6 protein-coding genes and 1 other RNA gene are annotated in these 13,731 nt (G+C 36.3%); 3 read left to right on the top strand and 4 right to left on the bottom strand.

What is annotated here, in order from left to right; genetic code table 11:
- Window positions 1-2: 2 nt before the first annotated feature.
- Window positions 3-1,067, top strand: a complete 1,065-nt coding sequence (locus P4L16_00355) for a glycosyltransferase family 9 protein (GenBank protein MDR3623578.1) — start codon at window positions 3-5, stop codon at window positions 1,065-1,067.
- On the opposite strand, the gene P4L16_00350 is transcribed toward P4L16_00355, so the two are convergent.
- From P4L16_00350 to P4L16_00335, 4 genes are all read right to left on the bottom strand, one after another.
- Complete coding sequence (locus tag P4L16_00350; GenBank protein ID MDR3623577.1) at window positions 1,025-3,097, bottom strand: S46 family peptidase; 2,073 nt, start codon at window positions 3,095-3,097, stop codon at window positions 1,025-1,027. The two genes, P4L16_00355 and P4L16_00350, sit on opposite strands and share 43 nt — an antisense overlap.
- 136 nt (window positions 3,098-3,233) lie before the next feature.
- A complete protein-coding gene (locus tag P4L16_00345) occupies window positions 3,234-7,100 on the bottom strand; it encodes a hypothetical protein (protein MDR3623576.1) in 3,867 nt (1,288 codons plus the stop codon).
- 256 nt (window positions 7,101-7,356) lie between these two features.
- Window positions 7,357-7,455: signal recognition particle sRNA small type (gene ffs / locus P4L16_00340), an RNA gene on the bottom strand.
- Between the two features lie 93 nt (window positions 7,456-7,548).
- Entirely contained in the window at window positions 7,549-11,304 is a 3,756-nt protein-coding gene (locus tag P4L16_00335; protein MDR3623575.1) for a hypothetical protein, read from the bottom strand.
- A gap of 170 nt (window positions 11,305-11,474) precedes the next feature.
- Between P4L16_00335 and ruvB the strand changes: the two genes are divergently transcribed.
- Window positions 11,475-12,485 (top strand): Holliday junction branch migration DNA helicase RuvB, encoded by a 1,011-nt coding sequence (ruvB, locus tag P4L16_00330; protein MDR3623574.1) that lies wholly within the window; start codon window positions 11,475-11,477, stop codon window positions 12,483-12,485.
- A complete protein-coding gene (locus P4L16_00325; GenBank protein ID MDR3623573.1) occupies window positions 12,485-13,720 on the top strand; it encodes a SpoIID/LytB domain-containing protein in 1,236 nt (411 codons plus the stop codon). The genes ruvB and P4L16_00325 overlap by 1 nt, the downstream gene beginning before the upstream one ends.
- Window positions 13,721-13,731: the final 11 nt, after the last annotated feature.

The raw sequence follows: 13,731 nt of genomic DNA, 5'->3' as shown, positions 1-13,731 counted from the left end.
TATTGCGTATTTTAATTATTAAAACATCGGCGTTGGGGGATATAGTACAGACGTATCCCCTGCTTTCCTATTTAAAGGAACGCTTTCCTGAAGGTATAGTGGATTGGGTAGTAGAAGGGCGCATGTCAGAGCTTGTAACTACACATTCACAAATTGACAAAGTAATATCCATTGACACCAGACGCATTCGAAAAAAAATATTTTCATATGCCATATGGAAAGAAATTTTTTCTTTTAGAAAGAATCTGAGGTCAAGGACTTATGATATTACATTCGATGTGCAGGGCAATTGTAAGTCGGGTCTTATTTTGTGGATGACAAAGTCTTCAGTAAAGGTTGGTTTTGGAAGGAAAAATTGTACGGAGTGGCCAGCACTTCTCTTTTCTAATAAGCGCTTTAATGTGCCCAAGCAGGCTAACATAAGAGATGATTATGTTAATATTGCAAGATGTTACTTTCAAGATGATAAGCCCTATTTTGCGCCTTCTATTTTATTAAATTGGAAGGATAAAACAGAAGTATTTGATTGTAAAATACTTGAAAAAAATCAAAAGATGAGGGTGATGATATGTCCAGGATCGCTGTGGTCAAATAAACAACTCACTGTTGATGCCTTATACGAGTTTTTAAAGTGTATGGATAAAAAATTTGCTCCCTACTTCCTTTTTGTGTGGGGATGTAAAAAAGAGCAAGAGATCGCCTTTTGTTTGCACGAAAGTTTTTTAGAAACAAGCACAGTTGTAGACAAAATGCCTCTTCCAGCTCTTCAAAATTTAATGGATAAAATGGATCTAGTGATTTCTATGGATTCATTGCCTTTGCATCTTGCGGCAACGACTAAAGCTAAAACATTTGCTTTTTTTGGGGCATCGTCCAAGGCAAAGTATGCACCGATTGGAAAAAAACATGGCAGTATCCAGGGAGAGTGTCCTTATGAGCGCATATTTGAAAAGCGCTGCCCTATTTTGCGTACGTGCTCGACGGGTGCTTGTATCCATGACCTTAATGGACGCAAGCTCTTTAATCAATTCCTTTCTTGGTGGTCTATCTCATCTACAAGTGTGTGAACTTGATAGATATTTTTGAGTGCGGCAGTAATAGCTGCTGAGTCAACGCTTATAGCCCTTCCCTGCTCTTCAGTAAACTCAATATCCCAAAGGGTAGATTGCCTGTTTCCATCAAAGACAATGCCAACAAACTCACCATTTGCATTAACAACAGGACTTCCAGAGTTACCACCTATGATGTCATTTGTAGAGACAAAATTAAAAGGTGTTTGCTTGTCAATACTATTTTCATGAATTATCCAACTTTGAGGCAAGTTATAGGGCTCTTTATTGTTATATTCCTTGGATAGGGTATAAGCTCCTTGGATAAGTGTTTCAGGTGGAATGTCTCGACCATCTTGTTTATAGCCTTTCATTTTTCCAATAGACAATCTTAAAGTGAAAGTAGCATCTGGATAGAGCGATTCACCATAAGTTTCAAAAAGAAGTGCTGCAATCTTTTCATAAGAATCGCTTTGAATTGCATCTAATTCATCTTCTTTTTTTTCTCTTATTTTTCGACTATAAGGATCTAATGCCTTTGCAAGTAAGATAAAGGGGTCTTGGCTATTTTCAATCTGCTCTTTATTGTTGTAAAGAGTTTTTCGGTATTCGATGTCTGCAAGCTTTGTTTCATTGAAGAGCTCTTCAACGCGTGCATCGATAGATTTTCCGTTAAGAGCAATAAGAACAACTGGATGATTTGGGCCTAAAATTTTTATGAGTCTAGAAAGACTGTCAGCAAGAAGAACACGGTCTAGACTTGGATAAAAAGGCTCTTCTGAAAAAAGAGCAAGTTCAAGTGCTGGAAGTTCACTATCTGTATACTCTTCGAGTCTTTGGTCATTAGGTTTAGATTTTTCATCATTGCTTCTTACAATGTTTTTTGCCCATGTATAAAGCTTAGAGTAGCGAGAGCCGGGCCCTTCTAAGATAAAGTATTCCGCATAATATGTTTTGGCATTGTCTAGGGCGATTTTTAGTTGGTTCCAAGGTTCTTGCAATTCCTTATTGCATTTTGTAAAATCCATTTCAAATTGTTTTTTATTGTTGATGATAGACATGTTTTCTAAGTCTTTATAAACGGATGAAAGAACCTTTTGGGAGTTAAAATAGCTAAACAAAGCGTGCCCTGCAATACGTCTATTTTCATCGCTTGTTTTGCCAAAAGAGCTTAGAGCATTGATTCTATCATAGATTAAATCGAGTAGAAGAGAGAGTTCTTCTGTTTTCATAAATTCCAGGTGAGCACTTGTTCTCATTCTGTCAGTACGTCCTGGATGGCCTGATATAAAAAGAACCTCATTTTGTTTGGGACCTTGTGAATTCCATTTCAAATAAGAGGGCGTAGATGCGGGTTTGTTATCTTCGTAGGCTCTAAAAAAGCAGATGTCAAGGCAGTAACGTGGAAATTCAAAATTATCCTCATTACCACCAAAATAAGCTATGCTCTTTTCTGGAGCCATTACCAAACGAATATCACTGTAGCGCTTATAAAAATAGAGGTGATGTTGTGCTCCTTGATAAAGGGAAACTACTTCAGGAAGTAGTCCTGTTTCTTTTTGTGCTTGCTCTACAATGCGAGCAAGAATAGCTTTTTTCTCTTCTGCTCGATTACTTGAAGATAAGTGTATAGCAAGCTTACTATTGACTTCTGCTGTGATATCACGAATAAAGATAAGTTCGTCTACATACATGTTAGGGCATTTGAGCTCTTTTTCATCGCTGCTTGCATAAAAGCCATTTTGTAAAAAATTTTGATTTTCTGAGGATAGATTATGTACTGCTTGAGATCCTACGTGGTGGTTTGTAATAATTAGTCCTTTTGGGGATATAAAGGAAGCAGATCCTCCAAGACTTACTCTCAATGAGGAGTGTTGAAGGTGTTTGAGCCAAATATCATCTAATTGAACATGATATTTTTCTTCAATTTGCTTGGTGGGCACTTTGTCAAATGGCCACATACCCTCATCTGCAAATGATGGGGTGCTTAAGAATAGGCTTAGAATGCATTTCAGTATAATACGCAAAGATAAAGATTTTATAAACAATTCTTGACTCCTCAGTTCCACGCAACGTAAGGTAGCAATTTTATCAGATTTTAACAACCAATTCTTGAACTTGTTTGTGTATATATCTCTTGCAAGAGCCTATTTTGAGGTTTTTGCGTAACATGAGTTTTTGAGTTTAGGGTGTTAATTTCTTTGCGATTATGTTGAGAGGTCCTCTCATAAGAATTTGTTCTAAGAGCATACGATTATTTTCTAACAACATATCAGAAAGGTGTCCGGTTAGGTTATTGATGCGCTTTTGCATTTCAGAACGAATGGGGGGTGTTACCCTATCCAGAAGAGGCTTTGCTTCTTCAATCCAGCTAGGTAATTTAGGAACAGGGAAGGCTTCTTTTATATCATTTATATTACGGATAGCTTGATTAAAGCGAGTATTAACTTCTGTAATATGTTGCCAATCAGCATGAATCCATGTATTAAGTAAGAGTTGCAATTGTGATAAGTTGTCTTTTAACTTTTCTTGCTGATTTTTTTTGTATCTATGTATCACCCTTATCATATTCGCATTGAATTCTTGCTCACTTGCTCGAAGTGCTTCAAGACGTACAAGCTGATCATCGACTTCTTTAGGATCATTATTACGGTTTGCAATTATACATGCTTGTAATGTATTCATGAGCTCTGTATAAGACTTGGTTTCTCCTGCTGGACCTATGGATGAATCTTCTAACAGCAGCTGAGATGGCAAAGTTTTTAGTCTCTCTCTCTCTATTGTAGATAATGCGTTTTCAATTTTATTACGATCTGTTCGGTCTTGTATTGAAAATTGATTAAGTGCTTCAGATAACTTGTCTATTGCATCGTCGAATGAACGTTTGTGTTGATTTAGGTAGGCTTGAACATCTGCTGTAAGTTGAGCAAGTTTTTTGGGGCCAGTATCTGTTGTTTGTAATTTTAAGAGAGCATCAATGTGCTCAGCAACTAGCTTTATAGAGTCCTTAGGTGGGTCATACTCATTTGGAAGAAGGTCGGTATAGCTTGCAAGGTCTTGCTTGAACTGGTTAAAGGTGGTGTTTAAATAGAGGATACGTTCTGTAAGATCTTTTAGGCCTGACTCATCTGATGGGCGAATAAGGCTTTCAAATTGTTTTTTTATCGTAAGTTTTGAAAAGGGTATAGAGGATGGGTTTTTGTTTAGATTGCGATTTTGTTGAGAGGTAAGTTTGTTTTTAAGAGCATCTAAAGCATCTCCTCTGGGTCTTTTTGAAAGAAGATTATTGCGATTTTTTACATTTGTAATATCCGTAGAGATTTTTTTAAATATCTCTGTTTGTGCATCCCTTGCGATAATTTCTTGGTTTGTTTTATGGATGTTTTGGATGTGTTCTTGTTGTTCTTCAATATGGGGCTTTAGTTCTGTTTCTTGTTGGGCAATAGAAATTCTTGAAAGATTTTCTTGTAGCCTATTTATATAGTGATCGAATTTAGACTTATTTGCCCCTTGTAAAATTGTTGTAGTATTGTCTTGAGAATTAGTAAGATGCAAGTCTTCGATTGTCTGGCTTAGAGATTCATGTACTTTTAATGTAGTAATAGTTTCTTTTATTTCTAAATATTGTGTACGGATGGTATCAATTTGTGCACAAACCTCTTTCACTTTGATTTTTAATAAATCTCTATCTCTTCCCACAAGAAGATTATTTCTTACACCATCTGTTTTACTATCACCTGGGCATTTTAGGGCATTAGATAATGCGCTTTCTAGTTTTTCAAGATATTCCTTTAGGGAGAGAATAAGATGAAAACTACTTTTTTCAATGTCTCTGACTTGTTTCGTTGTAGTTTGTTCTGTAATTTGATCATGAATCTTTTTTAAACTACTAGAGTAGTGAGTGATATGGAGTGTTGCATTGTTGATAAGTTGAGTTGCTTTTTTAAAGTTTTCTCGTTCTGCAGTTACTTGTGGAAGCTCAGCTAATTTTTTATTTAAAGCAGTTTGTGTAAGATCGCTAAGAGCTGAAGTAAGCTCGCTATTAATTGCAAGAATATCAGCTTCTTTGCGTTTATCAGAGTCTTTACTTGAGTCGAATGTGTCATTGGCTGTTTCTAGAATTTGCGTCCATGCACTTAGTGTAGAGTCTCCTTTTGAAGAGTTTTGGATTAAGCCAGCGCCAAGTGATAGCATGACATCTGTTAAAGTTTTTTCAAGTGCAAGATCAAAAAAACTTTCTTCTTTGCCAGTAAAACCTTCTAAGGAACGTAAAGCGTGTCCAATAAATGTGCTAGGGGCAGTTGGTTTTTGAGCTAAAGCTGTTTTTAACTCATTTGTAGTATTAACAGATGCAAGAGGAAGGTATTGGAGAAGGTTCTTGACAAATCTTTGAAAGACAGCTTCCTGGGTTTTAAAAAGAGTATCTTCTGCAAAAGTTGTATTGATTTCTTCTCCTTCAAGGAGAGCTGTTTCTGGCTGGTTTAGTTGATTTTTTAGTTCTTTTAGCCTATCAACGAGTATTTTTTTGATATTGTAAGTAAGTGTTAAGTTAAGACCTTCACCTGAAAATGTATTGCTCAGAGAGCGAGGTACAATATTTAGTCCCTTAATAACAGGCTTTAGTACTCTTCTGAGTATGAAATCAAGGATACCTCCGATGAAGGGTACGCCAGATTTGATATTAACGAGTTTTTCAAGAAATAGATTAAATTTATGGTTTAGATAATCACTACCTTTAAGATCCGTATGTTCCTTAGTTTGTGCTGCCAGTAGTTGAGTTCTTGCTTCTAAGGCCTCTTCTAAACGAACTTTTAGATGTGTTGGAAGATCTCTGTCTGCATATTCCGGATGTGCTAGCCGAATGGGGTGTTGGGAGTTTGCTTTTATATCTCTATATTCTTCACAATATTTATATGCTGTTTCAAAATAATTGCCTGCTTCATTAAAAAGGTCAAGAATCTCTTGTTTGACAACGTCTTTATTTTGAAAGTGTTTAAAGAGCTCATTTTTTGCATGGTTAATACCAGAGTCAACCTTTGAATTAGGGCGAAGTACAAGAGTTACAAACCATTTAATGATAGGCACTAGTACTTTGGCAAGACAGTAGTAGAACGTGCTTTTGTCTGCAATATGACAGTAGTAAGCTTTTATAGGATCAATGGGTTTATTGGGGTCTAGATCCATTGCAACTTCTTTGTAATAGGCTGCAAGGCGAGGCGTGATGAGTTTTTTAGCACGTTCACTAAGCTCTGCTTCGGCCGATTCTAACTCTTCAGGCGAAAGGTTTTTTAATGTATTTTCGTGTCTTTTTTTTTGAATAGCTTTTGCTTCTTTGTCATTTTCTTCGAGCTCGGCAAGTGTTTTTTTATTTGCAAATTGCTTATAAAATTCTAATGTGCTTTCCGGATCATTTCCAAAGATTTTTTGATCAAAAACAGTTACTGTTGCAAAATGGATTGTGTTGTATATGAGCTTTTCTCTTTGCTGACGCTCTTTATCAACAAGTTTGGTGTGGGCATCGATGCTTTCAGGAGATTGCGGTTTTGGTGCTACTATAGGAGGCGTTAGTAGAGTTTCTTCTAGAGCTATGCGAGAGTCTTGTGGAATAGTGCCTACTAGTGCACGAGCCTTTTCTTTAGATTCGGCACAAGCAGTTATAATATCATTGTCTTTTGGAACATTCTCAAGAGGGGGAGGAGTACGCAGCATAGGACGTATGGCAATTTTTGCTATGTTTTTTATAGTTACTAGTCTTGCTGTAACAGGAGCTACAGTTTGTTTGACACTATGGTACGTTTCAATAGGATGGCGTACAGCCTGCCAGGTACCTTTTGCAACACCTTTTGCAACCCAGGAAACTCCACCCCAAGCCCGACTAAAAATACCTGCTGGCCGATTATCAGCATTTGCTGGAATCACTGCAACTGAATGTTCATTAAGATGACCAACTTCTAGTTCAGAGGCAACTTCGATATCTGGAGGAGGAGATGGCATTATAGCAGGAGGAAGCGCAGGTACTGGACTGTTCAAATTGTCTGCAGGTATTGACATGCAATTAGCCTTTTTTCATATTATTTAACCACATTTTAGACGTAATATATTAAGGTAATATAAATTATCTAAAATAATTAGTTTATTAGAGAGTTTAAGTTCTTAAAGGCAACTTATCTCTATGTTTTTAGTGTACTTATTGTTTTATTTTTTAAAAAGAAAATTATACACAAACAAGTTCAATAATTATTTTTTGACAACGCGAAAGCTTTCGCGTTGTCAAAAAATAATTATTGAACTTGTTTGTGTATATATAAAAGCCGGAGATTATTTCTAGACATAAACATCGCTCTTAAGGCTGCTATCTTCCGATCCTGACCTGGTTCGAGCTATTTTATTTCAAGAAGTCCCCGGCAAAAGGATTTGGAAACTACAAAGATGGGCGATTCTATAACGCTTGTTATTTTTCAGGCAATATTAATATACACAAACAAGTTCAAGAATTGGTTTATGTATATCTGGTTACTTTTGCAATTCGTGAAAGAACTCCCCTCATAAAAATTTGCTCAAAGAATGTACGGTTATTTTCCAATAACATATTAGTAAGATTGTCTATTAGTGCAACAACGCGCTGTTGCACTTCGATGCTTATGCTGGCAGTCATCCCTATTTGGGTACTAAGGTTATTTGTAGGCCCGCTCCAAGAAGCTAATTGAGCTACTGGAAATTGATCTTTTACATGATTTATTTCGTGAGTAGATTTGTCTAAGAGAGTATTGATTTTTTCAATATATTGCCAATCATCTTCAATCCACTTACCTGTTAAGCTTGTCATTTGCGACAAATTTTCTTTTAGTTGTTTTTGCTGTTGCAGCTTATTAGCCCGTATCAATTCCATTCTATCTGTATTGAATTGCTTTTCATCTTCTAAAAGCATCTTAAGATGTTCTATTTGAGTATTAACTTCTGCGGGATTGTTTTGTTCGTTTCCTATTGTACATGCCTCTAATGCATTGATGAGTTTTGTATAGGATGCAGTTGTTTCAGCTTGAATTATGGAGGGCTCTTTTAGAAGAGATTGAGATGGAAGTTTAGCGAGGTTTCTGCTTATTGCAGGAAGCATATTTGCAAGTTCATTACAATCTCTTCGGTCTTCTATTGAAAAAACATCAAAAGCCTTAGATAGTTTGTTTGTTGCATTTATAAACGAAGAGGAGTGGTTTTTTTGGTAGGCATGAATATTGCTTAGGAGTTTTGCCTCGTTTTGTAAAATAGTATTTGGTTGCTGTAGCTCTAAAAGAGCTGTAATATGTGAAAAAATTAATTTTAGAGAGTCTTTAGGTGGTTTATTCTCTTCTTTAATAAGATCGGTATAGGCTACAAGGTCCCTTTGTATCTCATTAAATAGGCTACTTAAGTTTTGGATGCGTTCTGATGGAGTTGTTAGAACAGGTGATGGCTTAGCAAGCTCTTCAAACTGTTTTTTCATAGAAGTAAGTTTCTCTTTAAGGGTGCTTAAGATAGCCCTTCTGGGTCTTTGTAAAAGGAGATAGTTACGATCTTTTACATTTTTAATGTCTATTAAAAGTTCTTTAAAAAAAGCACTCTGAGCATCTCTTAAGATCATTTCTTTGTTTATTTGATCAATGTTTTGGACGATATCTTCTTGCGCTTTAATGCAAGGCTGTAAATTTGAGCGCTGAGTTTCAAAGAGTCCTAAGAGGTTTGTCTGCAGCCTATTTGTTGATTGCTCAAAATCAAATTTTGAATATCTTTGTAAAATAGTTGCAGTATTGTTTGGTGAATCATCTGCTAGGTTTAAATTGGCAGGAATTGCGCTTTTTAAAGCCCCATGCACTTTTGTTATAGCAATGGTACTTTTTAAGTTTTTATACTCTTTACGGATCAAGTCAATTTGTTTGAGAATTTCTTGTACTTTGATTTTTAATTGTTCTCGATCTTTTCCTACGAGAAGATAATCCCTTGTGTTTCCTGCTCTATTATTACGTTTGCATTTCAGGATATCGTCTAGTGATTGTCTTAATTTTTCAAGGTAAGCATTTAATGAGATAATGAGGCGAAAACTATTTTCTTCAACGTTATCTATTTGTCTGTTTGCGGTTTCTGTAGAAATTTGGTCGTGTATATTTTTCAAAGCACTGGAGTAAAGAGAGGTGTGAATTTTAGCATTATGAATTAGTTGATTGACTTTTCTTACTCTTTCTCGTCGCTTAGCTATGGGAGGAAGTTCTGTAAATTTTTTCTTTAAGGCAATCTTAGTAAGAGAGTCAAGAGTTACTGAAAGTTGACGATTAATTTCATGAAGATCATCATCTGTGCGTTGATTAGAGTCACTTAAATCAAATACCTCGTTGATCCTTTCCAAGGTCTGTGTCCATGCATTTAGAGAGGAGTCTCCCATTAAACAGGGGTTGACAAGGCTTTCTCCCACGGATAGCATAATGTCAGTTAATGCTTCTTCAACTTTACAATCGATATCTAGTTCTTTACTGCCCTCTTTAACCATTTTTGCGTATTCAGTAGCACCCATTTTTTTTAGTAATCCTACAAATGCTGGAGCTATTTTACGCACAGCTACATCGAAAGTTGCTCCGGTCCTTGTGAAGGGTATGATTAATCTTTCAGTTAGAGTTTTATGTAGAGTATCGCTAGTAACAGGTATTAGAGGAAGGTAGTTCAGCAAGTTCTTGGTAAACATCTGTAGGATGATTTTTTCGTTCTCAAAAAGCGGGTCTTGTACAAAAGTTGTATCATTTTTTTGAGGCTGTGGAAGAAGGGTGTCTGGCGCTGTTAATTTTTCTTCTAATGCTTTTAGCTTGTCGACAAGCATTTTTTTTATATTGTAAGTAAGGGTTAGATTAAGACCGTGGTGTGAGAATGTTTTATTTAGAGCGCTAGGTATGATATTGAGGTCTTGAATAATTAGACCTAGGATCATTTTTAATATTCTATCAAGAACACCTCCAATGAGGGGTATTCCAGACTTAATATTAATAAGTTTTTGAATGAATAGGTTAAATTTATGGTTTAAGTAATCGCTGCCTTTAAGATCTGTGCGTTCTTTAGCATCTTTTGCTAATATCTTAGTTTTTTCTTTTAAATCTTTTTTTAAACGGGTGGCTAGATGGTCTTTAAGGCTTCCTGTTGCATACTTTGGGTGTTGTACCCGAAGAGGGTGCATTGTGTCTTGTATGTCATTATATTCTACATGATATTTGAGCATTGCATCAAAATAATCGCTTGCTTCGTTAAAGAGACCAAAAATATCGTTTCGAACACTTTGTTTTGCTTGAAAATATTCAAAGAGAGTGTTTTTTGCATGGTTAATACCTGAATTCGCATTGGCCTCTGGATGGAGTATAAGAGTTATAAACCATTTGATGATAGGCATGAAAATTCTAGCAAGGTAGTAATAAGCGGTACTTTCGTCTGCAATGTAGCAGTAATAAGCCTTCATAGGATTAATAGGTATTTCTGGGTGTGCTATCAGCTCCTCATAGTAGGCTTTAAGGCAAGGACCAATGATTTTTTCAGCACGTTTGTCGAGTGTAAGAATTTTTTTATTTATTTCACTACTGTTCAACTCGTTGGGTGGAAGATCTTTCAGCGCATCTCTTGCTTTTTGAATAGAAAGTGCTTCTTTATCATTCTCTTCAATTTCTACACTTGTCATTTTGCTTGTTAGTTTTTTGTAGAATTCCAATGGGTTAGATGTTTTGCATCCAAAGATTTTTTGATTAAAGACGCTTATGGTTGTAAAATGAATTAAATTGTGAACTAGCTTTTTTCTTTGAGAGTATTCTTGCTTAACTAGTTTTTTGTGAGCTTCAATACTTCTGGGTGATGTGGGCTCTTCTGGGTTCATTTCGTGGATACTTGCAGCTTCAAGATTGCTGCGAATAGCTGGGGGAATACCATTAGTTAGTTTTAAAATTTTTTCTTTAGAAACGGTGCAAGCATTCATGATTGCATCATCTTTTAGAGGCTCTAGGGGCTTTGAGCTTGGTAGGTGACCTTCCGTTTCAAGAAGAGTTTCTGCTTCAAGATGAGAGTGAATAGTATGTATAGCGTTCTTTGTAGATTGAACAGCAGACCAAAATACCCTACTAACTCTCTTAAAAAGACCCTCGCTTGCGCTGTCAGATTTTTTTATTGGTGAGTTACTTGAAGGGCTTGTAGGACTATGTGCTGTGGATGGACTTACGCATGGACTATTGGGAGAAAGAGCAATAGGTGAGGACATGTTACCATTAATTTATACATAAAAAGAGACCTTAAAGTGAAAATGGTATGCTAAAACAGAATAAAGATAAAGGTTTTTTTAAGAAATTCCTCTGAAAAAAAGTAATTGTAGATATTGAAATGGATTGTATGTTAAAACACCATAAATAAAATACAGGTAGTTTAAATTCGATGGATAGTACTACATTTATTGACTCATCTTTAATAGAAGAAGATCAAAAGTTTGAAGTACCTTTGCGTCCTCAATCATTAAAAGACTTTTGTGGTCAAAAAGAGCTTTGTGAGAAGTTAGAGGTTACAATTGGCGCTGCACGAGCACGTAAAGAAGCTCTTGGACACACACTATTCAGCGGGCCTCCTGGCCTTGGTAAGACTACGCTTGCGCATATTATAGCAAAATCGATGGATGCAAAGCTTGTGGTAACTTCTGGGCCTGTTATTGAAAAGGCAGGAGACTTAGCAGGGCTTTTGACGAGTTTGAAAACAGGGGATGTATTATTTATTGATGAGATCCACAGATTAAATCGGACCATTGAAGAGTATCTGTATCCAGCAATGGAAGATTTTACTTTAGACCTTATGATAGATAGTGGTCCTTCTGCAAGAAGTGTACAAGTAAAGCTGAATCCGTTCACATTAGTTGGTGCAACAACAAGAATGGGATTGCTTACAGCACCATTACGATCTCGTTTTGTATCTTCTTGCCGACTTAACTATTATGAGCCTGCTGTTTTGCAAAAAATCATTACTCGTTCTGCAAGTATTTTAAACATAAAAATGGATGATGAATCCTCTTTGGAGATAGCAAGGCGTTCTCGAGGAACACCGCGTATAGCAAATAATTTATTACGATGGCTTAGAGATTATTCTCAGATGAAAACGAATAATTGCATAAATAAAGAAGTGGTTCAGAAAGCCCTGTTAATGCTTGCTATAGATGAAAGAGGATTGGATGAGATGGACTTGAAATTTTTAGAAGTCCTTATTGATCACTATGATGGAGGGCCAGTGGGTGTTGGAACGCTTGCTGTTGCTCTTGGAGAAGAAGCTCATACGTTAGAAGAAGTGTATGAGCCATATCTAATATTGCAAGGGCTTCTTAAACGTACTCAAAGGGGACGTGAAGCTACGTTGTTAGCGTATCAACATATGAATAGAAAATATAATCGAGGAGAAGATTGATGTTTAAAAAAACCCTCATGTTACTTTGTGTTACGACACTTACTACATTTTCACTATTTGCTGGAAAAGTACCAGCTCCAGGGCCAAATGATACGTTGCCTGCCAATTATAAACTTTATCCCTCTTATCCGACTGTAAAAGTACTTATAGCAAAAGATCTAAATTGTACTACCATAGAAGTTGATGGAGCTTATCGTGTTTTTAACCCAGAAGATTGTACTGTTTCTGGTTATGGGCTTTTTGGGAAAAAATATCCTGTCCACCCAACAACTAACGGCTTAAAGTGGGGAGAAGAGTTTCCTGGTGTCTATCAGTTTGCAATTGTTCCAGCAAGTGCTAAAACTCGTATCATGGTAGATGGGACAGCATATCCTGGTTCTATTTTTGTATTTCAAGTCGGTAATACGATCAACATTGTAAACCAAGTTAAAATTGAAGATTATTTAGCGACAGTATTGCCTTCAAGCGTGAGTGAAAACTTAAATGAAGAGGCAATGGCAGCCCTCGTTATTGCAGCCAGAACGGATATCTATTACCAATCTGTACGCTTTGATAAAGCATTTTGGCAAATTGATGCTCACCAAGCATGTTATCGTGGATACGATGGAAAAAGAAATAAAGAGGTTGATCATGCAATTAATGCCACTAGATATCTTGTAATGCGCATGAAGGATAGCCCTGCATATCTTGGATTATTTCCTGCGACATGGTCTGCACATTGCGCTGGAAAGACAGCTTCAGGAAGTATAGTATTTAGAAAACCTATTTCTGGTCCTAAAGAAAGTGTGGTCTCTTCTGTTGCTGAAAGTGATAGAGAAGGATCTTCTTGGTCTTATCTTGTTAAAAAAGAAGATATGGCAAAAGTAGTTGGATTTAAGACACTTTCTAAAGTTTCTCTTTATAAAGACAATGTTTCTGGTAAGGTATATGCAGTGCGTTTTCAAAATGGAGCTGATAGTAAGGAAATGGACTTTGTTGCTCTGCAAAAGCTTGTCGGAGAAGATAAAATAAAGAGCAATGACTTTGCTGTGGATATCCAAGGAAATATTGTGACATTTACAGGTTTTGGAAAAGGTCATGGTGTTGGGCTTTGTTTGTATAGTGCAAATCGTTTGTCTGAACATGGCCAAGATGCAATTACTGTTTTAGAGAAATTTTTCCCTGGAACTGAAGTTGTTATGATGCCAACTGTGCAGCCAGCTGGAAAATCAACAAGCTTTGCAAGTGCACATTAACTTGTAATATA

The organism is Chlamydiales bacterium, assembly GCA_031292375.1.
Taxonomy (GTDB): domain Bacteria; phylum Chlamydiota; class Chlamydiia; order Chlamydiales; family VFKH01; genus JARLHF01.
Note: the sequence above shows the minus strand (reverse complement) of the source record. Positions and strands in the feature narration are given on the sequence as shown.

Bases quoted from the DNA above. Each gene is read 5' to 3' on its own strand.
- P4L16_00345 (MDR3623576.1), bottom strand. From the start codon at position 7,100: ATGTCAATACCTGCAGACAATTTGAACAGTCCAGTACCTGCGCTTCCT.
- P4L16_00335 (MDR3623575.1), bottom strand. From the start codon at position 11,304: ATGTCCTCACCTATTGCTCTTTCTCCCAATAGTCCATGCGTAAGTCCA.
- ruvB (MDR3623574.1), top strand. From the start codon at position 11,475: ATGGATAGTACTACATTTATTGACTCATCTTTAATAGAAGAAGATCAA.
- P4L16_00325 (MDR3623573.1), top strand. From the start codon at position 12,485: ATGTTTAAAAAAACCCTCATGTTACTTTGTGTTACGACACTTACTACA.